This window comes from Halobacteroides halobius DSM 5150, from assembly GCF_000328625.1.
GTDB classification, from domain to species: Bacteria; Bacillota; Halanaerobiia; order Halobacteroidales; family Halobacteroidaceae; genus Halobacteroides; species Halobacteroides halobius.
Window position 1 is genome coordinate 2256001 of record NC_019978.1, and the last position, 26159, is coordinate 2282159.

At 31.4% G+C, this 26159-nt stretch carries 27 protein-coding genes and 2 pseudogenes; 1 reads left to right on the plus strand and 28 read right to left on the minus strand.

Annotated features, from left to right (window positions below; all coding sequences use genetic code 11):
• Positions 1-29 precede the first annotated feature (29 nt).
• Positions 30-1282, minus strand: a pseudogene (locus HALHA_RS13360) (IS3 family transposase).
• Between the two features lie 87 nt (positions 1283-1369).
• Here HALHA_RS13360 and HALHA_RS13365 point away from each other — a divergent pair.
• Positions 1370-1763 (plus strand): annotated as a pseudogene (locus HALHA_RS13365) (transposase); the annotation flags it as partial.
• 138 nt (positions 1764-1901) lie between these two features.
• Here HALHA_RS13365 and HALHA_RS13155 read toward each other — a convergent pair.
• From HALHA_RS13155 to HALHA_RS11160, 27 genes are all read right to left on the minus strand, one after another.
• The gene (locus HALHA_RS13155) at positions 1902-3239 is read right to left on the minus strand and encodes a glycosyltransferase (RefSeq protein WP_015327843.1); all 1338 of its coding nucleotides are present in this window, start codon (positions 3237-3239) and stop codon (positions 1902-1904) included.
• 14 nt (positions 3240-3253) lie between these two features.
• On the minus strand, positions 3254-4390 hold the full coding sequence (locus HALHA_RS11030; RefSeq protein WP_015327844.1) for a DegT/DnrJ/EryC1/StrS family aminotransferase: 1137 nt from the start codon (positions 4388-4390) through the stop codon (positions 3254-3256).
• Between the two features lie 4 nt (positions 4391-4394).
• Complete coding sequence (locus HALHA_RS11035; RefSeq protein ID WP_015327845.1) at positions 4395-4946, minus strand: class I SAM-dependent methyltransferase; 552 nt, start codon at positions 4944-4946, stop codon at positions 4395-4397.
• Positions 4947-4948: 2 nt separating this feature from the next.
• Positions 4949-6232, minus strand: a complete 1284-nt coding sequence (locus HALHA_RS11040) for an ATP-grasp domain-containing protein (protein WP_015327846.1) — start codon at positions 6230-6232, stop codon at positions 4949-4951.
• Between the two features lie 20 nt (positions 6233-6252).
• Positions 6253-6792: a class I SAM-dependent methyltransferase gene (locus HALHA_RS11045; RefSeq protein WP_015327847.1), complete on the minus strand. Its 540-nt coding sequence runs from the start codon at positions 6790-6792 to the stop codon at positions 6253-6255.
• A gap of 22 nt (positions 6793-6814) precedes the next feature.
• Entirely contained in the window at positions 6815-7714 is a 900-nt protein-coding gene (locus HALHA_RS11050) for a sulfotransferase family protein (RefSeq protein ID WP_015327848.1), read from the minus strand.
• A gap of 24 nt (positions 7715-7738) precedes the next feature.
• Positions 7739-7924 carry a hypothetical protein gene (locus HALHA_RS11055; protein WP_015327849.1) on the minus strand — a complete coding sequence of 62 codons (186 nt, stop codon included), beginning with the start codon at positions 7922-7924 and terminating at the stop codon, positions 7739-7741.
• 51 nt (positions 7925-7975) lie between these two features.
• Positions 7976-9118 carry a UDP-4-amino-4,6-dideoxy-N-acetyl-beta-L-altrosamine transaminase gene (gene pseC / locus HALHA_RS11060; protein ID WP_015327850.1) on the minus strand — a complete coding sequence of 381 codons (1143 nt, stop codon included), beginning with the start codon at positions 9116-9118 and terminating at the stop codon, positions 7976-7978.
• 206 nt (positions 9119-9324) lie between these two features.
• Positions 9325-9675, minus strand: coding sequence for a four helix bundle protein (locus tag HALHA_RS11065; protein ID WP_015327851.1), 351 nt, complete (start codon positions 9673-9675; stop codon positions 9325-9327).
• 155 nt (positions 9676-9830) lie between these two features.
• Positions 9831-10799, minus strand: a complete 969-nt coding sequence (pseB, locus tag HALHA_RS11070) for a UDP-N-acetylglucosamine 4,6-dehydratase (inverting) (protein ID WP_015327852.1) — start codon at positions 10797-10799, stop codon at positions 9831-9833.
• 28 nt (positions 10800-10827) lie between these two features.
• A complete protein-coding gene (gene flgN / locus HALHA_RS11075) occupies positions 10828-11331 on the minus strand; it encodes a flagellar export chaperone FlgN (RefSeq protein ID WP_015327853.1) in 504 nt (167 codons plus the stop codon).
• Positions 11321-11740 carry a flagellar export chaperone FliS gene (gene fliS / locus HALHA_RS11080; protein ID WP_015327854.1) on the minus strand — a complete coding sequence of 140 codons (420 nt, stop codon included), beginning with the start codon at positions 11738-11740 and terminating at the stop codon, positions 11321-11323. The genes flgN and fliS overlap by 11 nt, the downstream gene beginning before the upstream one ends.
• 17 nt (positions 11741-11757) lie before the next feature.
• Positions 11758-12192 carry a hypothetical protein gene (locus HALHA_RS11085; RefSeq protein WP_015327855.1) on the minus strand — a complete coding sequence of 145 codons (435 nt, stop codon included), beginning with the start codon at positions 12190-12192 and terminating at the stop codon, positions 11758-11760.
• Between the two features lie 5 nt (positions 12193-12197).
• Positions 12198-14099, minus strand: coding sequence for a motility associated factor glycosyltransferase family protein (locus HALHA_RS11090; protein WP_015327856.1), 1902 nt, complete (start codon positions 14097-14099; stop codon positions 12198-12200).
• Positions 14100-14159: 60 nt separating this feature from the next.
• The gene (gene fliD, locus HALHA_RS11095; RefSeq protein WP_015327857.1) at positions 14160-15911 is read right to left on the minus strand and encodes a flagellar filament capping protein FliD; all 1752 of its coding nucleotides are present in this window, start codon (positions 15909-15911) and stop codon (positions 14160-14162) included.
• A 78-nt stretch (positions 15912-15989) separates the two neighbouring features.
• Positions 15990-17084, minus strand: coding sequence for a flagellin N-terminal helical domain-containing protein (locus HALHA_RS11100; protein WP_015327858.1), 1095 nt, complete (start codon positions 17082-17084; stop codon positions 15990-15992).
• A gap of 393 nt (positions 17085-17477) precedes the next feature.
• A complete protein-coding gene (gene csrA / locus HALHA_RS11105; RefSeq protein ID WP_015327859.1) occupies positions 17478-17708 on the minus strand; it encodes a carbon storage regulator CsrA in 231 nt (76 codons plus the stop codon).
• A 124-nt stretch (positions 17709-17832) separates the two neighbouring features.
• Entirely contained in the window at positions 17833-18183 is a 351-nt protein-coding gene (locus tag HALHA_RS11110) for a four helix bundle protein (RefSeq protein ID WP_015327860.1), read from the minus strand.
• A 229-nt stretch (positions 18184-18412) separates the two neighbouring features.
• Entirely contained in the window at positions 18413-18883 is a 471-nt protein-coding gene (gene fliW, locus HALHA_RS11115) for a flagellar assembly protein FliW (protein WP_015327861.1), read from the minus strand.
• Positions 18884-18948: 65 nt separating this feature from the next.
• A complete protein-coding gene (locus HALHA_RS11120; protein ID WP_015327862.1) occupies positions 18949-19503 on the minus strand; it encodes a DUF6470 family protein in 555 nt (184 codons plus the stop codon).
• Between the two features lie 15 nt (positions 19504-19518).
• Complete coding sequence (gene flgL, locus HALHA_RS13160) at positions 19519-20703, minus strand: flagellar hook-associated protein FlgL (RefSeq protein WP_015327863.1); 1185 nt, start codon at positions 20701-20703, stop codon at positions 19519-19521.
• Positions 20704-20719: 16 nt separating this feature from the next.
• Positions 20720-22096, minus strand: coding sequence for a flagellar hook-associated protein FlgK (gene flgK, locus HALHA_RS11135; protein ID WP_015327864.1), 1377 nt, complete (start codon positions 22094-22096; stop codon positions 20720-20722).
• Between the two features lie 35 nt (positions 22097-22131).
• The gene (locus HALHA_RS11140) at positions 22132-22596 is read right to left on the minus strand and encodes a flagellar protein FlgN (protein ID WP_015327865.1); all 465 of its coding nucleotides are present in this window, start codon (positions 22594-22596) and stop codon (positions 22132-22134) included.
• A 15-nt stretch (positions 22597-22611) separates the two neighbouring features.
• Positions 22612-22896 (minus strand): flagellar biosynthesis anti-sigma factor FlgM, encoded by a 285-nt coding sequence (gene flgM / locus HALHA_RS11145; RefSeq protein WP_015327866.1) that lies wholly within the window; start codon positions 22894-22896, stop codon positions 22612-22614.
• A gap of 156 nt (positions 22897-23052) precedes the next feature.
• Positions 23053-23451 carry a TIGR03826 family flagellar region protein gene (locus HALHA_RS11150; protein ID WP_015327867.1) on the minus strand — a complete coding sequence of 133 codons (399 nt, stop codon included), beginning with the start codon at positions 23449-23451 and terminating at the stop codon, positions 23053-23055.
• Positions 23452-23512: 61 nt separating this feature from the next.
• On the minus strand, positions 23513-24253 hold the full coding sequence (locus HALHA_RS11155) for a ComF family protein (protein ID WP_015327868.1): 741 nt from the start codon (positions 24251-24253) through the stop codon (positions 23513-23515).
• Entirely contained in the window at positions 24231-26078 is a 1848-nt protein-coding gene (locus tag HALHA_RS11160; protein ID WP_015327869.1) for an ATP-dependent helicase ComFA, read from the minus strand. Before HALHA_RS11160 ends, HALHA_RS11155 begins: the two co-directional genes overlap by 23 nt.
• Positions 26079-26159: the final 81 nt, after the last annotated feature.

Below are 26159 nucleotides of genomic sequence, written 5' to 3' on the forward strand. Positions count from 1 at the left end.
TTATACTTAATCATTCATAGTTTCTCTTTTTATGCAATAAAAACTTTAGGTTCAATCTCTTTATCTTTAATGGCTTGATAATATTGAGTTGGAGCTTGGTTATTTAAACTACCGTGTCTACGTCTTTGATTATAATATCTCATATATTCACTAACAACTTCATAGACCTCTATATAGCTTTTAAATTCATTACGACTATAACATTCGTCTTCTAATATAGAGTAAAATGATTCAATATGAGCATTCATATTTGGCGTTTTCACTGGTATCCTTTGGTGTTTCATACCTAAAGATTGACAGGTGTCATCTAATAGTTTGGAAACAAACTATGAACCATTATCTGTTCTTATAATAGGCAATGCCATACCTTTAAATTCTCTTTTAGCAAGAGCGTTTTTTAATATTCTACAAGCATCTTCAGATTTACAACTTAAACCTAGGTGATAGTCAATTATTGACCTATCAAAGACATCTATTATTGATAACTGAAAGAAAAATTGATCTGTTCCAGTGATATAACCATATTTAAGATCCATCTCCCAAAGTTGATTAGAATTACTAATCTCGTCTCTCTTAGCTAACTTTCTGGGATGATGCTTTTTCATCTTTCTTTGAGGTCTTAATATATCAAATTCTTTGCACAATCTATATACCTTTTTATGATTGATTTTAAGCATATAATCATCTTTTAAACAAGTAGTTAGCTTCTTATAACCATAAGGAAAACCATCACCTGCAACTAGTTTTAATAACCATTCTTTTATTTGTTCATCTGAAACTCTTTTACCACTATAGCTATAAGAATAGCCAGGGATGGGTCTACCATTAGGATTAATTGAGCTTTTATCATTTTCACTATTATGACTAATATTGTAATAATAAATGGATTCTTATAAACCGACAAAGTTTAAAGCTGTAACTATTTTATAACCTTTATTTATCCACTTTACTGCAATTTTTACTTTGTCAGTTACTGCGGGTTTGATTGGTCTCTTAGGTCTCTTAAAATAACTAATTCTAGTTCCTTTTCAGCAAGTAATTTTTTTAGTTGATCATTTTCAGAACTTACTTTCTCTAATCTTTTAGAAGTCTCTTTGAGCTTTTTCTTTTGATCTTTTGGTAATGAGTTAACAGAACCAGTCTTACGAGCTTTTTTAACCCAAGAATAAACGGTGCTTTTAGAAATTTCATGACGTCGAGCTACTAAAGAAATATTATCTACTTGTCTACATTCTTCCACAACTTGCTTTTTAAGTTCATTAGAATACTTTGTTTTAGGCATTTTTATTTAGTTCCCCTAATTTTAAATTATTCTAATTATACTACTAATGCACGATTTCTACAAGTCAGTTAGGGGGCTATATAGGCTTATGATAATACTTTTGATTGTTGTAAAGAAGTTATGGAACCATTAAAAGATTATGATGTCTTTATTCTTTTAGGTGATGCAGCTTATGATAGCACAAAATTGTTTAAGTTAGCAAATAATTTAGGTTTTAATATGCTAACTGATATAAATTATAGAAATGCTGGTTCTATATATGATTTTAATGACCAATGCGGAATAGAAAATGGTATTTATTTCAATTCTCCTATGGGAGAACAAATGTATAAAAATAAGATTAACTATTGAAAGATTATTTTCAATTTTAAAGAAGCGATATAATTTAGAATCTCCTAGATTATATGGTTTTAAAAGATATAAATCTCATGTTATATGGACTATCTTACTTTATTTAATAGAAAAATTGCTTGATGAATAAAATGGAATAACAGATAATAAATTTCCATGGAATAGATAAATTATGATTATTAAATAACAGTTAAAAACCCAACTTGTGATTTCTAGGAAATTTATTAGGTTAATTATTCAACAAGGTAAATTAAATAAAATCGGTTATTCAAAACTTTATTATAGGAGTAATATAATCATCAATCCACCTATACCCTAAGCATCTTAAATTAGATTCTATTTCCTGAACATAACTAGACCCTATTATCACATAAGAATCTCTTTTAAATTTATCTTCTTCTAATATTGATGGTTCATATATATAAATATCATTAATCTTTTTCCCTTGTTTATTCGGACTAATGTCTATAAGGCCATTAATATCTATACCTAATCCTTGTAAATAATTTAATGTCTTAATACCTCCATCACCAGAACCCCAAATAAAGATTTTTTTATCTTTTATAACATCTTTAAGAAGTTCTTTTTTAATATTTAAATCTAACTCTGATAAGTTATGAGTAATACTAAACAAATCATATTTAACAGTTAATTTTAAGAAATCAGCATAAGTAAATTCATACTTTTCATTAAGCTTATTATATATTACTTTATTTCCAAGCATTTTATATAAAGTATTCAACCCAAAACTTTTATAAGATGGATCCTTTTTCTCTAAAGCTAATTTAGCAATTAAAAAGGGAGTTATATCATCATCTATATAATCTATATCTTCTCTTAAACCGGGAAAAATTTTTAAAATATCATCTGAATTAATATCTAAAAAATTTTTAAGGATTTTAGGCAATTCCCAAGATGACCTAATTTTATTTTGAGGTGTATTTGCACTAATATTCTTTTCATCATCTCTAATACGGAACTTAATTAACTGCTCAGGCATTATATAAATATTATATTTCATACATAATCTGACCCAAAAATCAAAATCAGGCAATTGAGCTAATCTCTCATCATAATAACCAATGGTATTATAACATTCTTTACGTATTAGAACACTTGGATGACATAGACAGTTACCATGATTAAAAAAATAGTTTAGCCATTCAAACCTTGTTCTATTCTTCTGGTTAAAAGTTTTATAATAATCATGACTTTCATCTTTAAATTGCTTTCCAGTCTCATCTATTAACTCAACATAGCTGAAGACTGCTCCAATTTCACTATACTTATCTAAAAATTGAACTTGCTTTTCAAGTTTATCTAATACAAATATATCATCAGAATTTAAAATAGCAATATATTTTCCTCTAGCTCTATCTATACATTTATTAACAACTACACTTGCACCTTGATTTTCTTTAAAGCAGAATAAATCTATTCTAGAATCTGTAAACGATTTAATTACTTCTACAGAATTATCATTAGAACCATCATCAACAATAATTAATTCAAAATCTTGAAAAGTTTGATTTAACACACTATTAATAGCCTCTGCTATGTACTTTTCATGATTATATGATGGAATAATAACACTAACTTTAGGCATAACAAATTGCTCCTTTATCTTTTAAATGATTTTAAGATATCACAAATTTTATTAATATCATCAACATTTAACTCACCATATAAAGGCATTGACAAAACTTTTTTTACAATATTATTAGCAACTGGTAATTTAGATTTTTTAGCTGAAGATAATTGAGAATAAAAAGAATAGTTGCTTATTAACGGGTGAAAATACTTTCTAGTAAAAACATTAAATTCTTTAAATTTTTCATATACATAATCTCTAGATCTACCAAATTCTTTTTCATCAATTCTAATAACAAAATATTGATAATTACTTTTAACTCCTTTGATTTCTTCCGTAAAATAAACTCCCTTTACCCCTCTTAGACATTTTTTATAAGTATTAATAAGTAGTTTTCTCTTATTTCTTTCATCTTCTAAGTGTTCTAATACAATTAACCCTATAGCAGCTTGAATTTCATTCATTTTTCCATTTATCCCTGGCATGACTATTTGTTCTTCATTCTTTATCCCAAAATTTTTCATTAAATCAAACTTTTCTTTTAGTTCAGGGTCACTACAACTTAATGATCCACCCTCAAGTGTATGATACATTTTAGTAGCATGAAAACTCATCATTGATGCATCACCAAATTCACCTATTCCTTGATTATTAATTTCAACCCCAAAGGCATGGGCAGCATCATAGATTACTTTTAAATTATAATCATCTGCAATTTTTTGAATTCTCTCTACATCACAAGGAACCCCAAAGACATGAACTGGAAGTATGGCAGTTGTTTTTTCAGTAATTAAATCTTCAATCTTATCAACATTAATATTCATAGTTTGTTCATCAACATCACAAAAAACAGGAGTTATATTATTCCACTCTAACACATGGGTTGTAGCAGGAAAACTAAAGGGAGTTGTTATTACTTCTCCAGAAAGTTCAAGTGCTCTACACGCTATCAAAAGAGCAATTGTTCCATTATTAAATAATGATAGATTAGTTACTTTTAAAAAGTCTTGTAATCTATTTTCTAAACATTGATGCTGTTTTCCGTTATTTGTAAGCCATTTAGAAGTCCATATCTTTTTAATTTTTTTATTAACTTGATCTAAATTAGGTAAAAGAGGTCGAGTAATATATACAGGTTCTTCAAATCCTTTAATATTATGTTTCATATTATTAGCACTCTTCCTTTTTAGCTATAACTCTATAATGAATCGGCATAAGATCACGATCTGCTGTTTCTATCTTCTCTAAGCTTTTAATAGTAAATTTTTTTAATAATTCTTTTAATCCATATTCAGTAAATCTCCAACAATCTGGTAATGGTCCATGGATCCGAAAATTAAATGGAACTGTTATAAATACCAATCCTCCCGGTTTTAAAATGCGATTTATTTCTTTTATAGCAGAAAAAGGATTTAAAGTATGTTCTAATACTTCAGTACATAAAATATAATCAAAATAATTGTCATCTATTAATTCTTCACTATTTTGACATATATCTACTGTATAATCAGCTTCTGCTTCAGGATTAATATCTAATGTATAAACATTAGTTTCCTTAAAAAAAGCAATTGCACCTTCGTAATCTTGAGGAGCAATATCTAATAAATATGTTCCTTGTTTATCATATTTCAGGGCACACTTTTCTATAAAATCAGAAACATTTTTTCTAATTAATCTTAAATGTTCTTTATCCATTTGAGACACTTTAACATCTTCTTTCATTTTTATACTCTCCAATCTATTAAACTTTCAATAGCAGTTATGTCAAAAGTAGGTAGACTTAACTTATTAAAAACTTCAAGCCTCTCACTAAAGGAATCATCTATAAATATTGAATTATTTTGTTTTATATAATCACTTTTATTTTCAGACTTATTTAATATACTAATTGTTTCAAATAAATTTTCTATATTATATTCTTTTAAATAATCTAATACATTATCCTCTGAATGACGTGTGATTAAATGAACTTTAATTCCTTTATTTAAACACTGATAAATAAAACCAATAATTAAAGGATTCACCTTATCATCAATGATAATAGTATCATCTAGGTCAATATATACATTATCAAATTCTAAATCACTTTTAAATCTATTAACTAAAGCTCTATCCATTTCCATTCCAAATTTATTATAAACTATTTCCAAGTCAAAATTTAGACGGTCAAAAATACTTAACAACGGAAAATTGACTCCTAAATTCCTGTAAAGTCCCATTGAACCCGCAATTCTAGGCGCTATCTCCATTAATACTAATTCCCCATTTTTTCTTTTTTTAACTTGAAAAAACCATGCTCCTCTAAATTCTAAAGTATTATTTATCACCCTAGCCATTCTTTTAAAATTTTCATCATTAACAGGAAATGTATGTGCACTAATTCCATTATATATTCTTTCTCTTTCGCGTCCTTTACAAAATATTAGTTCTCCATATTTATTGGTAAAACAATCAATAGTATACTCTTTTCCTGGCAAATATTCCATCATAATTAATGAAGAATTTTTTTCTAAATAAAATCTTACATTTTTCTTTGAAAAAGCTTTATGAACACCTTTAGAGCCCTGTCCAATATCTGGCTTTAAAAACACCGGGAATTGAAAATCACTATCTAAATTTTTATAAATATAAGGAGTATTTATTTTAGATTTAAACACATCATATGTTTTATTTTTAGATCTACAAATACGACAAGTTTGAACTGGAGAACCAATTACTTCACATTTTAATTTATTTTTAAATTCTGCAAGTTTTAAAACAACACTATCATGAGCCGGAAAAATAAAATCAATATCATAACTTTTAATTATCAAATTAAGTTCATCTATAAATGTTGGTTCATTAACAAATGGTAACCCTTCAATATAATTCTTATAAACATATTTCCCGTGATTAGATTTTACACTTGAAGCTCCTAATAATTCTACATGAATTGATTTTGCAAGTGCTCTGTTAATTTCTAGTCCAATTTCAGATCCACATGGAAAAACTAATACTTTCTTTTTCATTAAAATACTCCTTTTGAAATTTACTTTGTAACTTCTATTATTAAATCAGATTCTTGTCTAGTTTCCTTATCACAAAAATCTTTAAATTCACTATCATTTAATTCCTTTTGAAATATGTTATTACAATTAAACCCTGCTTCTATTAACCTTCTTTTTAGTTCCTCTTCATCATATAAATATTTATGTCCCCAAGCTCTAAAACTAAGATTAATCATTTCAGCTCTTGTTTGTAAATATTCATATCCGTGTTTCTTTATCCATTCTTGATCTTTCCAGTCATCAGATAAATATTGCATAACCACAGATTTTAAACTTGGAGTAGCCACTCGCATAACTCCACCTTTTTTTAGTACCCTGAATACTTCCTCAAAAAAATAAATTCCCTCATTAACAGTCAAATGTTCAATAAAATGTTCACTATATATATAATCAATACTATTATCTTCATAAGGTAAGCCATCCCTAACATCTATATTCAAGTCAGCTGCTTTAGAATCTAAGTCAATGTTAACCCATCCATCAAAACAAACATCTCCACAGCCTATATTTAGCATTAACATATTATTCACCTACTTTAAATTTTTATATTTCATATCCTAGTTTAACTAAAGATTCTTTAACTTTCACAGGAATATTATTGAAATTTACACCAAGATTGCTTTTCCATGAATATACGCTTTCTTTAAAGAATACGTTATCTTTCTTTTTATCCCATTTTTTATACTCTTTTGAAGTATGATTTTTTATATTATTTTTAAATAATTTCGAATAATCTATTAGCTCTTTAGGATTCATTATATTTCTTTCAAAAGAAACCTCCAAAAAATTAGTTATTTTTTCTAATTCTATCTCAGGATTTAAAATTAAGTCTTCATATCTTATTTCTAAGAATATCTCATCATTATTTAGTCCAAAACCATGAATTTTATTTACTTCTTTCTCCCACTGTAATAAGTTTTCATTTATATCATTAGACCACCATGGCGTTTTAACAAAAGATAATGCCACATCTCTTCCATCTCGAACCATGTGTATAACCTTCATTTTAGGAAACAATTCTTTTAAAACATCTAAACATTGACCATACCATGGAGTCTGTTCTATAAATATCTCTTTATCATAACTATAGCAAATATGATCAAATAAATCTTTTAATAATTTTCTTAAATCAGTTTGAGGATAATGAAGTTCTTTAAAATGATGATAGTAATCAAAAAAATCTTCAAAATAATAAGGACATGACTTATTTATGAGCCTTATAAAATCATCAGCAGTATAATTCATAAACTCATTCTTTATATACTTTTCATATAGTCTATCACCATTACCAATTCCACAGATAATTTGTAATTCATGAGGAATACAAATCTTAGAATGAGCATTTAATACTTTAGATAATATAGTAGTTCCACATCGTCCAGTACCAACAATGAAAGCTATTTGTCTTGCACTACCTCTATAATCATATTTTCCAACTGACAAAATCTCACCTTCTTTAAAATAATTTTAATAAAAATACACATTATTCTTTTTAGCTAAATATAACACTCTATCTAAATCTTTTTCTTTTACTTTAAGGTACAATCCATCCCCTTTAGATTCCACAGTATTATTAATACCATTTTGAAAGAGTAATTTTTGAAATTTATTTATTCTATCAAAACTACTTTCTCTAACTTTTAAAATTTTCATTTTCTCATCTCCTAATTCTAATAATGAATACATTAGTATATAGTAATAAAACTACAATATTTTTATAGTTTCTATAACATACCTAACTTCATCATCCGACATCTTCGGATAAATAGGTATAGAAATTATTTTCTCATATAACTCTTCAGCTTCTAGACAAATCCCTTTTTGATATTCTAGTTCTTTATAGTAAGGATGATAATAGACAGGCATATAATGCACTTGTACTCCTAATTTATTATCTTTAAAATAATTAAAGACTTCTTTTCGGCTTTTATCCAGTTTATCTTCATCTATCTGTATAATATAAAGATGCCATGAACTATTTATATCTTCCTTTTGATAGGGTAACTTAAGCCATTTAATATCTTTTAATTCTTGTTTATAAATATCTGCTATCTCTTGTCTTCGTTTTAAAAACTGGTCACTTTTTCTTAACTGACTAATCCCTAAAGCTGCTTGAATATCAGTCATCCGATAATTATATCCCAAAAATTGTTGTTCATGATACCACTTTCCATGACTTTCATTTATATAATTATCTTCACTCTTTGTTATCCCGTGAGTTCTAAATTGGATTAACTTATTATATAACTCCTTAGAGTTGGTAGTTATCATTCCACCTTCTCCAGTAGTAATATGTTTAACCGGATGAAAACTAAAAATAGACATATCACTTAAACCACCCATTTTTCTACCTTTATATGTAGCTCCTAAAGAATGAGCTGAATCTTCAATTACAATTAAATCATATTCTTCTGCTATCTGATGAATCTCATCTAAGTCACAAGGTTGGCCAGTAAAATGAACTGGAATAATAGCTTTAGTTTTATCTGTAACCTTCTTTCTTATTTCTTTAGGATCAATATTATATGTATCTGCTTTAATATCAGCAAAAACAGGAGTTCCTCCCTGATATAAGATACAGTTAGCTGATGCAGCAAAGGTTAATGGAGTAGTAATTACTTGGTCTCCTTCACCTATCCCAGCAGCAAAACAAGCAGCATGAAGTGCTGCAGTTCCATTAGAGACTGCTACCGCATACTCAGCATCAACATAATCCGCAAACTTCTCTTCAAATTCTTTTATCTTTGGGCCAGTGGTCAAATAATCACTCTTTAGAACTTCAACTACTGCATTTATATCGTCATCATCAATCCACTGTTTACCATAAGGGATAAATTTACTCGTCATTAATATCACCTCCATCCTATTCTGTGTCTGTATTCTGTGTCTGTATTCTGTGTCTGTGGCAGTAATTTGTAGTCTGTAGTTTGTAAAAATCAAAACCTCTAACTGCAAAGAAACTCTATACTTTTTACTAATAAAATTTTAATTTTATGATTTTTACAGACCACTAACACAAACACAGACCACTAACACACATAACTGACACTAATTTATAACGCTTTGATAAGTCCAGTTAACATTTTACTTATATTGTCTAATCTTTTTCTTAGTTCTAAATACTCTTCTTTACTTATATAACCTAGATCCCTTGCTAATAACAAATGATACTTTAACTCACCTATCGAACCTCTAGCAATTACACTGAATTGTCTATATTCTTGATTACTCTTTCTATAATTACCCTCCATCAAATTAGCATTAACCGATGAACTAGCTCTTCTTATCTGTGATACAAGTTCAAACTTCTCCTCTTGAGGAAAAGACTTCGTAATTTGATATAAATCTATTGTTAATTTATGAGCTTTTTGAAAAACATCTAAATCCTCAACAGATTTTATCATATATATCCCTCCTGATTATATAAATGATTTTTAATCATAGTATAACCAGAAAAGTAAATTTAATCCTCAATTGTCTCTTTACTAACACCAGTCACTGACACTGACTACTAACCACCGGCACTGACTACTGACACGGACTACTGATAGCTCACGACTCACAGCTCTCTTATAATTCCCCTCATCTCTTCAATACTAATCCACTCATCATTCTTATCACTTCTATACTCAAATCCTTCTTCCAAAGCTTGGCCATCATCATGATTATTTTTACCCCACCAATTAAATTCCGGTTGAATAATATAATGATCATCAAATTCTAAAGTATGTCTAGCATCTGCTCGACTAATCAAAGATTCATGTAGCTTCTCTCCTGGTCTAATACCTACAACTTCTTGTTCACAATCTGGGGCTATTGCTCTAGCCAAATCAGTAATCTTCATACTAGGAATCTTAGGCACAAAAATCTCTCCACCCAATATCTTCTCTAGAGCCAAGATTACCATCTCTACTGCTTCTTCTAAAGTAATCCAAAACCTAGTCATTCTTTCATCAGTAATAGGTATAATTCCTTCTCCTCTCTTCTCCTGGAAAAATGGAATCACACTTCCTCTACTTCCCAATACATTACCATAGCGTACTACAGAGAACTTAGTCTTCTTCTTACCTGCATAGGAATTTCCTGTAATAAATAACTTATCTGAACATAATTTAGTTGCACCATAAAGATTTATTGGGTTAGCTGCCTTATCAGTACTTAAAGCTACCACCTTCTCTACTCCTCTATCAATAGCAGCATTAATAATATTTTCAGCTCCTAATACATTAGTCTTAATTGCTTCAAAAGGATTATACTCACACTCTGGTACTCGCTTTAAAGCAGCTGCATGAACTACAATATCAACATCATCAAAAGCCCGATAAAGTCTATCTTTATCTCGTACATCACCAATAAAAAATCTTAATCTATCATCAGCATATTTTGAACGCATCTCTGCTTGCTTTAATTCACCACGACTTAAAATAATTAATTTTTCTACATTATATTTATCTAATATTAATTCAGTAAATTTCTTCCCAAAGGACCCCGTACCACCAGTTAATAGTATAGTTTTATTATCTAGCATAACTGCATCACCTTACTATCTATATTATCTAACTCTTATTATCTATAAATTTTCCTTCATTTAAAAGTGATTGCTTGGTATTACTATATGAATTAAGAATTTTCTCTCCTTTATTCAACTTATTCTTTTCTTTAGATAAATTTTCTTTCTTTCTCTGAATCATCCCTTTATTTTCCTGCTCTAAAGACTGAAGTTTCAAAATAATCTTTTTTAATACCTTCCTAATCATTTTTAATTCTTCTTTTTTAGGAATATCTTCTTCTAACAACTTATTAATAAATTTCTCATTATTAATAATATTGAATTCTTCTTTTAACTTATTTCGACAAGTTATTATTTTTTCCTGCAATGTTTTTATTCTTTCAACTACTTCTTTTTTTCTACCTAATAATTTATTTGATTCTAAAAAATTATCTTTTTTAATAAGATTGTTTTGTTCTTGAGTAAAATTTAATAATTTACGATAATTATCATACTGTTTTTGATAATTATCTATTAAATCTGAAATTGACCTTTTTAATTTATCCTTCAATATTAATTCCTCCAGCTTGTTGGCCTTGCTGCTTATTCTTTAAATTATGAGCTGCTTCTACCCAAGTCTCTTTTAACTCACCTAACATCTCTAGAACCTCTTCTAATGGCTCAACCTCCTTCTTAATATTGGCCTGGACTAACTGATAATTCATATATTCATATAAAGCATCAAGACTTTCAGCAATCTCTCCCCCTTTATCACTATCTAAAGTAGCCCTCAATTCAGAAATAATAGATTGAGCTCTATTCAAAGCGTTATTAGCTAAATCTTTGTCTTCTTTTTCAACTCCTTTCTTACCACTTCTTGTGAACTTAATTGCTCCATCATATAACATAAGCAATAACTTCTCTTGATTAGCCGTCTGCACCTGAGTATTTTTATACTGTTGATAAGGATTATTTGCCATTAATATCCTCCCTCTAATTATACAAACTCTATTTCACTTATATATTCTAATAAACATATAAATATTTTTCGATACTCTTTTAAATGGACCTCCAATTCGTAATGAATCAAATCAGATAATAAAAAGTAATCTTCGTTTTTCATAGCTATTATAAGCTCACCAGCTAAAAAATCATTAAATTGCTTAATATAATCATTTATAACTCTTCCCTCGTACTGTAACTCATTATAATCTACTGGTAACAAAGAATCAACATTATATAAAAGTTGATTTAATGACTCTATCCCTGAAATCAAATTATTAAATTTTTCAAAAGCCACTCCATAATTTTCCTCTTCTAAAGCCTGAGAGATTAAATCCTTTCTTAATAAAACCTTATCTATATAATCTATTGCTCCTTGTAATGGTTCTATAATCTCTTCTTTTTCTATATCTACATCTATCTTCTTCAATCAACTCACTCCTCACCAATATACCCCTCTATATTCTCGACTCCTACTCTAAAAAGTTTCAAAGTTAGGTTACAAATTCGTTTAATATCCCTTAATTTATCCAGTTCATAACTAGACCATTTATCAAACTTCTCCTCTGTATCAATAGATAAATCCCCTAATGCTACTTTATACCTTTCAAGCTGTACAAAAATAGCCTGACAAGTAAACAAAAAGAACATATCCATCTGTGATATCATAGCCACTTCAGTATTGATCTCACCATATTTTTTTTGAGCATATGTTATAGCATCATCACTCTCTTCAAATTCCTGCTTAGTCTTCTCTAGTAAATCAATTACTTCTATAATTCTTTCTCTAATCTCTTCTAACTTAGATAGCTTCTCCAAAACCTTTTCTTTAAACTCATCAGCCTTGCTGTCTACTTCTTTCATTTGAAATGAGTTAACCAGTTGATGAAAAGGAGTAACCTTTTGCGTAAAATACTGTTCGGCTGTTTCTTGTAGAGTTTTTACTTCTGTTCCTTCAATATATGCTCCACCTTCTGTAGCATCAATACAATCTATTCCTGTCTCAGCAATCTTATACTCAAACCAGTCTTTAAATATCTTCCACCATTTTCTTGCTACTAATCTTTCTCCATTATATCCTTTTACTTCTACTAAATCATCTCTAGCGGACACATCATCTACTGTAAGCTTTCCTTCAAATTCATCATACCTTGTATCTCCAGTATGAGCTAAACCATCAGAAGAAAAGGCTAAATCTTGACCAATTAAAATAATAGGCTCACAACCTAAAACTTGAGCTATACTAAAATTCAAATTAGCCACAGAATTTCCAATATCAAATCCCGTAACTCCCTCAATGTTATCTGCAAACCATTCTTCAGTATAAATATTATTTCTAAAGACAGTTATTTTTCTGCCAGGAAAATTATTATATAATTCAGGATAAGCAACTCCCCCAGTAACTAAAGTAACTTCCTGGGGAATCCTATCTTCTGCTATTAAATCTCTAAAGAAATAATTATAAACTTCCTTTGTACGCTCCACTACCCCTACAATATCAGGAATGATCCCTTTATTAAGTAGTTTACCTAATACAGTATCAGCTGTAATAATTAGAACCTCATCTTGATACTCCTTTAATACGTCTATATTCTTATCCAATGATGGCCCAGCTGCAACACAGACTGCAGGTTTATTCTGATAAGCATCTATCTTACCTAGATTAATACTATTTAAAATATGTTTCATATTAGTAAATATCTGATCTACTCCAATCAATGTATCCCCAGGATCATTCCCTAAAGTTTTAGCCAAAAAATGTATCGTCTTAAAGAATTCCTTCTGAATTTTATTATATTTATCTCTTTCTATTTCCTTTAAAATAGGAGTTTTAAAGAAGTCAACATTTCCTGCCACTAAAGCATTATAATCTATTCGTCGCATAACCTGTTGCATCCTATGAGTATATTCCTGACTAGTACCATCAAAAATCATTACATTTCTAGGAATCAAAATATCTGTTAAGTCTTGCTGCTTCATTACTTCTTTTAACATGTCAAGTCTATTCTCAATAATTATTAACTGTGATTCGTGATTAAAACATCTCAATATCTCTCGTATATAATGGCCACAACCTATACCAGCTACCCCAATCAGATTATAATAACCTAAATCCAATTTTTCAATCTGCCTCTTAGCTTGACTTCGAGGCCGATATAAACTATGCACCAACTGTTCCTTATCTTGAACAGAAACTTTTAAGGTATAATCACTATTATTTTTAGTGGACAAAACTGTAAAATCATCTGCTCCATCATTCAATTGATCAATCTTATTAGCTAAATAAGGATTTATTTCTGCTAATGCTTTAAGATTCTGGCTATAAATTTCACTCATCTAAGTCACCATCCCTAACAACTTATTAAACATTACTAAATAAACTCCTACTAGAAATTATTACATTAAACCTAAACTACTAATTTGACCTGATAGCCAAGACTGTTGACTATTCATGTTAGCTATTGCTTTTTCCATTGCTAAAAATTGCTGTTCAAGATTTTGTTTTCTAAGGGCTAAATTACGTTCTTGATCTTTAATTGATTCTTTCATTCTCTCAATTTGATCCCCTAACATTTCTGTCTTGTTAGGAATGATTCCTTCGCTTTTTACCATCATATTAGTATACTCTTTTAACTTAGTAGCAATTCCATCATAATTGTAATTTGCATCTTCACTATCAGCAGTAAATAAATCAACCACCTGTTGAGGATTATTCTGAATTGCTTTTTTAAATTCGCTTTTATTAATTGATATCTTACCATATCTATCTACCTCTATTCCTACTTCAAAAGCAGTAGTAATATCATTTCCAGTAGCTACTTCTTCAGTTAACTTGGTTCGCAAACTACTTTGTAATCGCATTAGAGTACCATCACCTTGCAAAGTTGCCTTTTTAGCACTCTTAGTATCAGTAAAATCTACTACACTATTGTATTGATTAACCATATCCTTAAGTGCATTATATGCTTTATCAGTATCAGCACTAACATCAATAGTAGCAGTATCGCCTACTTGGGCACTATTTTCAATATTAAAGGTTACTGCATCAACTGCATTTTCAAAGCTATTATCTGAACTCGTAATTCCACTTATCCCATTAATAGTAATTTTTGCATCCTGAGCTGGCTGGTATCCATCTTCTGCATCATTACTAGGAGTATCCTCTATACCATCGGTTCCACCTTCATTTACATAGCCATTATCACTATTAGTAGAATCATAAACTCCTAAGTCAGTTAATAAATTACCTCCATTTTCATTCAAAGTCATTGAACTATCTGCTCCAGTCTTATTACTTTCTAATACAAGTCTATTATCTACTATAGAAGCAGTTACGCCTGCCTGACTATCATTGATTTTGGTTACAAAATCAGATAAAGTATCACTACTAGTCATATCAATTATTGTCTTATTAATTTGAGGGTCACTACCTACAGTATCATATAAACTATTCTGAGTAAGGGTATTCTGTTCTCCTCCTTCAGTACCATGCATTTTTAGAGTAGTACCAGTACTAACTTGATAGCCAAAATTATAATTTCCACCAGTGTCAGTATCAAGATTTAAATTACCTAAATTACCTTCAGCAGTAGCTAATTTAAGTGCAGTATAATTCTCTCCATTTTTACTAATAGCCACAACATCTCCGTTACTATTGGTTAGCCCATATTTATAAGTTGAACCATCAATTGTAGTATCAGTTATATCAGTTACATCGTAAGTCTTTCCATCTTCCATAGCAATATCACTAGCATCACCATCAGCAGTAGTAGCATCTTGAGTGCCACTAGAAGTTGCTTCTGCTATCTTAGTACTTCCTACCACTCTTTGGGCCTGAGCTTTCTGGTCAATAGTAATATCGTAACTTCCTTTGATCGCTTCTGTAGTAGCACTTGCAGTTAATACATCTTTATCACTAGTTGTTGTTTTTTTACTAGTAAAAGTCTCTTGTTTTTGCAAGTCTTCAAATAGTTTATCTAACTTAGAAAGTCGTGAATTAACATCGCGCCAAGCATTCTTTTCTTGCCTTATCTGAGAAATATCATCTTGAATTGGAGCAATAGTCTGCTGCCTACTTATATACATCATCTTTTTAATGAATTGATCAGTAGGGAATCCACTAGCTAAACCACTTAATGAAACATCCATACTAAACACCTCCTATAGTTATGAAAGAAAAAAGCCGGTCAATATGACCGACCTCTTCACTAAATAAAATATATTAAATTATCCTAATAGCTGCATTACAGCCTGTGGCTTTTGATTTGCCTGAGCTAACATAGCAGTACCTGCTTGACGCATAATTCTTTGCTTACTTAACTCCATCATCTGCTTAGCCATATCTGTATCTCTAATTCTAGATCGGGCAGCTGTTAAGTTCTCTTCAGATGCAGATAAGTTATTAATTGTGTGTTCAAAACGATTCTGCTGAGCACCTAACTTAGCTCTCTCATTAGATACTTTGTTGATTGCTTGGTCAAGAACACTGATAGCCTGTTCAGCATTTTTTTGAGTAGTAACACTAATAGTACCTGTTCCTACATTTAAGTCTTCTGCTTTCATAGATCTAATACTAATTTCAGTATCCTGACCTTGATTGGCTCCAATCTGGAAAGTCACAGAATTATCAGTACCGGCTGTTTTCTGTCCAGCAGTAACTGTAACTGTACTAGCAGTATTAGCATTAACAGAACTTGCATCAAATTTCACCCCATCAAAGCTAATAGATGTAGCACCTGTATCTTTAGCTACTACTTCACCAAATGAATTCTCAACTACTATTCCACTAGTCGTTGTACCTACATGGCTAACCTCATATTCCCCATTAAACTCAACTTCACTATTTATTGTAACAGTAGTATTACCACTAACAGTTGCTTTAGCAACTTGACTCTTATCTTCTTGACTTCCATCAAGTAATTTCTTAGTATTAAACTCAGTCGTTTCAGCAATTCTGTCAAGTTCATGAGACAGCTGTGTCATTTCCTTTTGAATCTCTTTTCTATCAGACTTAGTATTACTATCATTAGCTGCTTGAACAGATAATTCTCTCATTCTCTGTAAGATAGAGTGAGTCTCTTTTAGTGCCCCTTCAGCTGTCTGAATCATAGATATTCCATCCTGTGCATTCTGCTGAGCCTGAGAAAGACCTTTAATCTGGCTCTCCATCTTCTCACTAATAGCTAATCCAGCCGCATCATCAGCAGCTTTATTAATTCTTAAACCAGAAGATAACTTCTCTAATGAATCACTCATTGCTGAATTGGTATTTTGTAATTGATTATACGCATTTAAAGCTGAAATATTAGTATTAATTCTCATTTCTTATTCCTCCTTGAGTTTGTTTTAATTTTCAACATCCTTGTTGAAAATTAGGTAAGTTGATATTTTACTACTAACTATCTATAGCTTAGATAAGTTAGTAGCCATTGCTACCCTAAGTTTTGGGTAGTGGGTACTAGATAATCAATATTAGAGACTACCTACTACTCACTACTCAACTTTTTAGTATTGGGTAATTGGTACTCTCGACTCCTCTCAATACTGTTATCGATAAGACATTAATTTTTTTAACCAGATTCAACCTTACTCATTTACTATTTAAGTCTATTAAATAAGTATACCTTCATATTACTGGCCAAAATCATCTAATTACTCTTCATTTCATTATTATTCGATATTAGATGTTGAGTTTTACCCATTATAAATCACACACTACTCATTACTTATTTTTTTAATTAATTCACTCAAACTCCCAACCTTCTGACTTGCTGCCTCTTTATTAGTTGCTTCTATTTCTTGATAGATTTCTTTACGATGAATCTCAATATCTTGAGGAGCATCAATACCTAACCTAACTTGTCCTCCTCCAGCCTCTACTACTGTAATTTCTATATTATCTCCTACCATGATACTTTCATTTTCTTTACGAGTTAGGACTAACATTTTTTCACCTCATTTAGTATTGGGTAATGGGTAATGGGTATTGGGTAATGGGTGTTGGGCAATGGGTATTGGGTTATCGGCTTTACTCACTACACACTACTCACTACACACTACTCACTACACATTACTTGATAGATCTCATCAACCCTGCTAACATCTTACTTATTTGGTTTATCCTTTCTTTAAACTCTAAATATTTTTCTTCACTTATGTAATCTAAATCTTTGGCTAATAAAATATGATATTTGAGTTCACCTACTGAACCTCTAGCAATACCAACAAATTGTTTATACTCTCCTTGAGTCTTTCTATGACTTCCTTCCATCAAATTAGAATTAATAGAAGAACTAGCTCTTCTTATCTGAGACACCAGACCATACTTTTCTTCTTTAGGAAAAGAATCAGTTGTTTTATACAAATCTATTGTTAATTTATGAGCCTTCTGAAAGACATCTAAATCTTCAATATACTTCATATAACTATACACCCCTTTGATTAATGTTGGGTTATGGGTAATCGGTATTGGGTTATGAGTGTTGGGTATTGAGTTATGGGTTATCGGTTTCACACACTACACATCACACACTACCTACTACTCATCACTCATTACTCATCACTCATCACTCATTACTCATTACTCATTACTCGCTACACACCACACACTACTCATTACTCGCTACACATTACACACTACACACTACTCACTACCCATTACCCGCTACTTTCTTATTACCCGCTACTTTCCTATTATCTCTATCACTAAATAATTTGAATTTGACTGGATAACTTGTATCCTCTAAAATAATCTGTCTACCAATCCTCTCTCTCTTATTAATCACTAGTGGTGCTTTTAGATTCATTGTCATCTCTTTTGGATTATCTGGTACTACCACAATATTAATCACCAATACATCCTCTTGACCATTAATTTTTAGCTCTCGCTTTACACTCTCTTTTAAATCAAATTCATAAGTTTGACAAAAAGCCCACGGTTCAGTAACTACAAAAGCTAAATCTGGATTATGTACCGCTTGTAACCAAAAGAAATCAGTCTCTTGATCTTCTATTAGCATAAACTGTTTCTCATCTTTAAATCCATATAACCCTTGGTGAAAAATAATTATTTCTTCTTCTGAAACTTCTATCTCACCAAATCTAGTTGTTTCTATCCTCATGCTATTAACCTCCATGCTAGGTATTGAGTAGTCAGTGTCTACACATTACATATTTAAATTATCAATTATTTCCTCACATCTACTGCCCTAATCTCTAACTTAGGCTTCTGCTGTTGATAAACCTTTACTTTTCCCCAGTCTAAATCTACCTTAGGCCAACTTGGCTGTGAGTTTAACTGCACTCCATCAAAATCTTGTTTCTTAAATTCAATCTCTTGTTTTCCAACTTTGACCTTAACGTCAGCTCCTCGCTTCCATCTTAAACCTACCTTTCTCTTTTTGTTTTGAGAATTTTTCTTAGCTTGCTGGATTAGGGGTTTACCTCCTTTTTCAATAGCTGCTAGTTTATCTCCTTCTTTTGCATATTCGGCAATCGATTTTAAAGCAGCTTGTTGACCCTGTTTAGCTAACTGACGACTATAAGCTGATTGAGTTTTATAATTTAGATCAGCTCGTGCTTGAGTCATATCAACCTTTACTTTAGTAGGTTTAGAATTTATTTTTAGTTTACCCGGAATCTGCTGTAATTTAAACTTGCCTGGTGTTTGCCTTACTTTTATTTGAGGAGGTTTTATCTGTAAACCAATTTTAGCAAACTGTTGATTGATTTTTAAGCGCAAAAGTATCAACTCCCCTTACCTCAGAAACTTCACCAAACTTGGTTGAATAATCCTAGCCCCTGATGACAAAGCAGCTCGATAAACATTCTCACTCATCTTTAAATTCATAATTGTCTTGGCCATATTAACATCTTCATTCTCAGATTTTAATTGTTTTAAATTAATTCGATTTTCTTCTAAACGACTTTTATTCATCTCCAAACGCTTTTGTTTAGCACCCACTTCAGCTCTTCTTCTTAATAAAAGATCTAATTTTTGATCTATTCCGCCAATTCTTTCTTCAGTAATTGCTTCACCATTTCCTTTTCTCAAATTTTCCTCTAGCTTTTTCAATTCTTCTAATGTATCTTCAAAATAATCACCTGATTGATTAATAGAGATAGTTACTCCCTGAGATATTTTCCGCTTAAGACTTCCCTGCCCGCCTTCGTAAACATATTTTTTGTTCTCAATTCCTAATTTATTGACAATATTATCTCCACTTATATTAGCTACTTCTAAAGTAGTACTTTTATCATTAGCTTCTATCACTAAAGAGTTATCATCATCTATTTTAGCCATTACAGTCGTCCCACCTAAACTACTGCCATCAATCTGATTAGCAATCTCATTTAGAGTAGTCGGATTGCCTCCACCAGTAGTGGAATCAACTGTTATAGTTTGTGTATTACCACCAATTTTTATTTCAAAACTACCATCATAACCTAAGTTAACATTAGGATCTGCTACAGAACTAGAATTCAATACATTAGATGGAGCATCTGTATAAGGTTTGCTCTTTGTCTTCTGGCCTGCAAAGATATAACGACCATTATGAGTTGAATTAGCGATTCCGACTAAACTTTCTCTTAATTGTTCAACCTCTTCAGCAATTGCTTCTCGATCTGTATCACTTAAAGAATCATTGGCCCCTCGGACTGCTAACTCTCTAGTTCTTTGTAGTACTTTAGTAGCTTGACTATAAGCATCATCAGTCGTTTGTAACCATGTAATTCCATTATCTATATTCTCAATATACTGCTGATTATCTTCTAGAGAAGTTTCTAAACGCATACTGCGGACTGTTCCTGTTGGATTTTGGGAAGGTAGACTAAACTTTTTCCCTGTAGCTAACTGCCGATTATATTTAGACAGCTTTTCTCTACTTTGATTTAGATTGGATAATAAGTTATTTACCATCATCCCATTATTAACTCTCATTCTACTTCACCTCTACTTAGCCTAATTTTCTAATTAATGTGCCTAACATCTGGTCTAAAGTTGATGTTACATTAGCTGCTGCTGTATAAGCATGTTGGAACTTAATCATCTTACCCATTTCTTCATCAAGGGATACACCAGCTATGGCTTCTTGTTGTTGCTGTAAATTTTTTAGTAAAGTTTCTTGATTATCTACCATGCGCTTGGCCCGTTGGCTATCGACACCTAACCGTGCTATATTGGAGCTATAGTATTCAGTAATACTAGCAGTACCTGAATTAAATATTTGTTTGCTCTCTAAATTAGCTAACTGTAAAGCATTAGTCCCGTCACCTGGACTATTTGGACTAGAAGCAGCTGCTATTTTCTTTAAGCCCGAATCTCCTTTAACAGCATTGGCTAAAGCTATATTTTCTGCTGTAGTACCAGTCAAGAAATTATTACCTGTACTATTATCCAATCCATAACCACTTTGGTGTATTGTATTAAAATCAGCAACTAGTGTCTGAGCCATATTATCTAATTGGTTTCTGTACTTAGGTATTTCTACATCTCTAGCAGCCAAGAGACCTTTAAGCTCTCCTGATTTAAATTGTACTTTATTACCACTTTTCCACTGAACGTCATAGAGATTAGTAGCAAGGTTATTTTGCACTTCTAATTTATTAACTTCATCTCCTATTACTAATTTAGTCCCATTAATCCCTATTCTTAGAGCACCTTGTTTACTTTCCTGAACCTGGGTATTAGTCAACTTAGATAATTTTTTGACTAATAGATTGCGTTTATCCCGTAAGTCATTAGCATTTTGATTATTGCTTTCTACTGCTACTATCTGCTTATTTAAATCGGCAATTCGTTGCCCATAGGAATTAATCTCTTCTACCTTAGTTTTAATCCGACGATTAAGTGAGCCTTGGTAATCCTCAAGTTGAGTATCTAAGTGGTTGAACATATTGGTTAGTGCTTTAGCTTTCTGTCTTACTGTAGCTCGGACTGCTTTACTCTCTGGTCGATTATTTAATTCTTCTAAGGAATTAAAAAACTCACCCATTGAGTTACGTAATCCTTTATCTGATGGCTCATTAAAGATCAATTCAATCTTTTTAAGAGCTCCTCTTTTCATCTCCCACATACCCTTGGTACTAGATTCTTGTCTAATCTGTTGATCAACAAATTCACTTCTAATCCGTTTGATTTGACTTATCTTTACTCCAGTTCCTACCTGACCTGCTCCTGAAACACTAAGAGGATCAGTAGCAGTTCGGATTGCTCGCTGGCGACTATATCCTTCTGTATTGGCATTAGCTATATTATGACCTGTTACCTCTAAAGACTTCTTTTGGACTTGTAAAGCCCGCTTGGCTATTTCTAATCCACCGAAAGTCGACATTTTATTCACCCCAGACTTTTATTAATTGATCGTTGTTACGCCTTATGATTCAACATTGAACCACCATTCTGATTTTGATTAACACTACCTTGCCTACTATAAGTATTATTTTGTTGATTAACTCCTAAAATACTAAGATTAATATTGGCTAATTGCAGGGCATCTTCTAGTAACTTCCCATTTAATTGATTTAGATCCTGTAACTTCATTGTCATCTTTAGTAATTTATCTTGTAAATTATCTAACCTACTTCTCATCGGCTCTTTAGCATTTGCCATCACTTGAGAAATGTTTTTTTCTCCTACTAGTTGTTCTCGAGTATTCTCTAACTTTTGTACCGTTTGTAGATATTCTTCTTCCTGTTTGATTATCTCTTCTAGTTTATCTAGCTTATCATTCATAATTACTTCTTGTTTTTCTTTAGCCAACTGATAAACTTCTTGGTATAATTTATACTCTGCTGCCAATAGATCAGCCAACTTCTTTAAGTTAGCTTCCATATAATCATCCTTCCTTTACACCCGTTTGTCTACTATTTTATCTAGTATATCTGTAGCTATTTCTTCTCCATTGACATTATAATTTCCTTGTTTAATTTCTCTTTTTAACTTAGTAACTTTTTCCTGTCTAATTTGTGGACTATAGTCTATCTTTTCTTTAACGTTTTGTAAGTGTTGCATCTCATCAGATAAAGATAATTGGTCTTTCTTTTTTACTGGTTCAACTTTATTAGTTTTATTTTTCTGATCTTTATTATAATTATTGATCAACTTTGCCATTCTACTACCATTAACTTTCATGCTACCACCTACTTTCTTTTGGTCTTTACACTCTATTTATCGAAAAGTTTAACCAAAAGTTAAATCTTGAGCTAAATGGTAAAGAGGGTTTAAAGTAGATTAGCTAACCTAAGATAAGCTATTCTACCTTAAACCCTTAAATTCAAATCAATTTGATTAATCTCTAGTAAACATCCGGTCTTGTTTCCCTTTGTTATTTTCTTTCTTTTTCTTCTTTGGCTTCTGATTCCCTTTAAATCCTTGCTGTAATTTTTGGCTACAGTCTTCACAAAACCGACCGTTTTTAATTGGGGCACCACATCGTTCACACTCTACACTTAAGTCAACTCCATCTAACTGAGCAAATCGTCCCTCTTTAATAAATTTAGTAATCAAATCTTCTGCTACCTCAGTCTCTTCACTAATCTCCTCAACATTTGCTCCTGGATGATCCCATAAGTAATTTTTAACTTTTTCAAAGTCTCTTTCTTCATCTTGTTTACACCTAGGACAGATCTTCTCCCTTCCTACTGGTGAGAAGACACGTTTACATCTTTTACATTTCTTAATTCCCATTGCCATCCCTCCTAATCTTTACTCATTTATTTTTATTTCTCGATTGTTGCTAAAATTCCTTTTAACTATTAATTCCTCTTCCTGTAGCTAAGGTTATTACCTTAATGGAGTGGGCACTATGATTTAATAAAATCCTGCTAGCCTCATTGACTGTTGCCCCTGTAGTATAAATATCATCTACTAACAATATCTTTTGCTCTTTAACTAAATGACCTTGTTCAACCTTAAATTTATTTTGTACATTTTCTAACCGCTCCTGACGTGATAATTTACTTTGTTTTATTGTGTTTTTTTGCCGGGCCAATAACGATTTAACAGGTAAATTAGTATTTTCTCCTAATTCTCGGGCCAACAAATAAGCCTGATTAAACCCCCGTTCTTCCATTCTTTCTTGATGAACAGGAATATAGGTGATCAAATCGATTTCCTTAAGATCATAAAATTGCTGAGTATAGATACTAAGTAACTCTCCTAACGGTCGGGCCAAGCTCTGGTAGCCATCATACTTTAGCTGTTTAATATACTGCTTTAAGCCCTGCTCATAAATTCCGACTGCTCTAGCTTCTGCAAAGAAAAATCTTCGCTGCCTACATTCCTGACAAAACCTCTCCTTAGCACCAATTGACTTACCACACTGCTGGCAAAAGTCATCTGTAATAAACTCTATTTTAGTAATACACTTATTACATAAGCTAATCTCTTGGGGCTTAAATTCACTCCCACAACTAGGACACTGAGGAAAGGAAGGATAAAATAATTCTAGTAAAGCTGTTGCTAGTTTAGATAAAATAAGTTTCACCACACTTTAAATGCCCTTTTCTAGCTGCTTCCTGATTTAGATCTTGAATCATATCTCTTGCTAACTTCATTTCTTTAGTAATCTCATTTCCTACCAACCAGACCCTCCCTTGAGGATACTTGATTGATCTTCCAGAACGTCCTGCCATCTGAATTAAGGACTGTTCATCAAAAACATAATCCCAATCAGCAAATAAAACTAGTACATTAGCCTTCTCTATTGTTATACCCCGCTCCATAATTGTTGTTGAGACTAAAATAGGATACTCACCTGCTATAAAAGACTCTCTTTTTTCGTCACGTAAATCATCCTGAGCATGACTACCTTGGACCCAACTTTGCCCATTAACTTTAGGGAAATAATCCTGTAAACTTTCTACTACTAATTCAACTAACTTGCGGCTAGGTAAAAAGATAAATACCTGGGCCAACTCCCCTACAACCCACTTCTTTAGTTCTTCAACCACTCTTGGGGGTAGCTCTACCTGCTCTATTTCTTTATCATAAACTAAATCTAATGCCATCAACTCCGGTTCAGGTAGAGGATGACCATGATACCTAGCCGATAACTTAATTAACTTACTATTCTGATCAGCTTTAATTTCTGTTATTTGTGCTTGACTAGGTGTAGCAGTCATATAGACTAGTTTACCTTGTGCTTTACGAGCTTGTCTAACAGCCCGTTGTAACATCTCACTACCTTGATAAGGAAAGGCATCCATTTCATCTAAAATTACTAAATCAAAGGCTTGATAATATCTCAATAATTGATGTGTCGTAGCAATAACTAACTCAGCCTTTTTATACTTATTATTACTGCCTCCATACAAAGCTTTAATCTCTATCATTGGAAAAGCTTCCTGCAGTCTCTCTGCTAACTCAACTACTACATCCTTGCGCGGAATAGCAAATAAAACCTTCCCCCCTTGACTTAATACATCAGCAATTAATTTAAAAGTTACTTCTGTCTTTCCTGCCCCACAGACAGCCCAAACAAAAGCCTGATTATAATCTTGATACCATAAGTCTAACAAAGAATTGGCTACTTCAGTCTGTAAAGCAGTCAACTTAAAACCAAGCTGCGGTTGAATATAATTTAACTTTAAATCTTTTAGAGGAGCAGAGATTAAATATAAGGGGCGACATAATCTAGCTTGGCCCATTAACAAGCACTTCTTACAATAGTAATCTTGACTATAACAATAATTACAATCTAGTGCTATTATCTCTTGACTACCACACCTTTGGCAAACAAGCTGCTCTTCTTTATATCTAATACTGGGTCTAACCTCTAACTTATGCTCTAATTTTAGATAAACTAATAGCTTCTCTAAAGACCTAACCGCTACTTGATTTTGTCTTAGTAACTTCTTTATCTCACTTTGGTATAGCCTTCGTCCTTGAACTAGTTGATAAACTTCTTTAACTTTTTCAGTAGCTGGTAGCCTAACTCGATTTATTTCCTCTTGGTCAACTTGCCTACTTCTTACTTCTAGCTGTAATTCTAAATTAGCTATTAAGTCTTTAATTAATTTTAGCTTTTCTTGGATTATCTGTTCTAAAGAATCAACCCTCCACAAGAGATTAAGCAACTTACCTCCTATATCTTGGTATTCTTTTTCCCTCCTCTCATCTAAAGTAGTAACTGTTCGATAAATATAATCAGCTACTCCCCAACTTAACCTATCTGTTAATATGTATAACTCTCCTGTTTTCTGATCTATCTTTCCTTTTTTAAAATAAAACTTTGCCTCCACAGTAGGCCTGGTTGATAGTCCTACTAAATATTTATTCTTATCAGCTAAACAATAAAGTACAGGCTGTTGCACTTACTCCCACCTCATCATTAGTATTATATCCTTAATTATACCATTTATTTAATTATTTTACAAAAAATAACATAGATATGC

Bases quoted from the DNA above. Each gene is read 5' to 3' on its own strand.
- HALHA_RS13155 (WP_015327843.1), bottom strand. From the start codon at position 3,239: ATGCCTAAAGTTAGTGTTATTATTCCATCATATAATCATGAAAAGTAC.
- HALHA_RS11030 (WP_015327844.1), bottom strand. From the start codon at position 4,390: ATGAAACATAATATTAAAGGATTTGAAGAACCTGTATATATTACTCGA.
- HALHA_RS11035 (WP_015327845.1), bottom strand. From the start codon at position 4,946: ATGAAAGAAGATGTTAAAGTGTCTCAAATGGATAAAGAACATTTAAGA.
- HALHA_RS11040 (WP_015327846.1), bottom strand. From the start codon at position 6,232: ATGAAAAAGAAAGTATTAGTTTTTCCATGTGGATCTGAAATTGGACTA.
- HALHA_RS11045 (WP_015327847.1), bottom strand. From the start codon at position 6,792: ATGTTAATGCTAAATATAGGCTGTGGAGATGTTTGTTTTGATGGATGG.
- HALHA_RS11055 (WP_015327849.1), bottom strand. From the start codon at position 7,924: ATGAAAATTTTAAAAGTTAGAGAAAGTAGTTTTGATAGAATAAATAAA.
- pseC (WP_015327850.1), bottom strand. From the start codon at position 9,118: ATGACGAGTAAATTTATCCCTTATGGTAAACAGTGGATTGATGATGAC.
- HALHA_RS11065 (WP_015327851.1), bottom strand. From the start codon at position 9,675: ATGATAAAATCTGTTGAGGATTTAGATGTTTTTCAAAAAGCTCATAAA.
- pseB (WP_015327852.1), bottom strand. From the start codon at position 10,799: ATGCTAGATAATAAAACTATACTATTAACTGGTGGTACGGGGTCCTTT.
- fliS (WP_015327854.1), bottom strand. From the start codon at position 11,740: ATGGCAAATAATCCTTATCAACAGTATAAAAATACTCAGGTGCAGACG.
- HALHA_RS11090 (WP_015327856.1), bottom strand. From the start codon at position 14,099: ATGAGTGAAATTTATAGCCAGAATCTTAAAGCATTAGCAGAAATAAAT.
- fliD (WP_015327857.1), bottom strand. From the start codon at position 15,911: ATGGATGTTTCATTAAGTGGTTTAGCTAGTGGATTCCCTACTGATCAA.
- HALHA_RS11100 (WP_015327858.1), bottom strand. From the start codon at position 17,084: ATGAGAATTAATACTAATATTTCAGCTTTAAATGCGTATAATCAATTA.
- csrA (WP_015327859.1), bottom strand. From the start codon at position 17,708: ATGTTAGTCCTAACTCGTAAAGAAAATGAAAGTATCATGGTAGGAGAT.
- HALHA_RS11110 (WP_015327860.1), bottom strand. From the start codon at position 18,183: ATGAAGTATATTGAAGATTTAGATGTCTTTCAGAAGGCTCATAAATTA.
- fliW (WP_015327861.1), bottom strand. From the start codon at position 18,883: ATGAGGATAGAAACAACTAGATTTGGTGAGATAGAAGTTTCAGAAGAA.
- flgL (WP_015327863.1), bottom strand. From the start codon at position 20,703: ATGAGAGTTAATAATGGGATGATGGTAAATAACTTATTATCCAATCTA.
- flgK (WP_015327864.1), bottom strand. From the start codon at position 22,096: ATGTCGACTTTCGGTGGATTAGAAATAGCCAAGCGGGCTTTACAAGTC.
- HALHA_RS11140 (WP_015327865.1), bottom strand. From the start codon at position 22,596: ATGGAAGCTAACTTAAAGAAGTTGGCTGATCTATTGGCAGCAGAGTAT.
- flgM (WP_015327866.1), bottom strand. From the start codon at position 22,896: ATGAAAGTTAATGGTAGTAGAATGGCAAAGTTGATCAATAATTATAAT.
- HALHA_RS11150 (WP_015327867.1), bottom strand. From the start codon at position 23,451: ATGGGAATTAAGAAATGTAAAAGATGTAAACGTGTCTTCTCACCAGTA.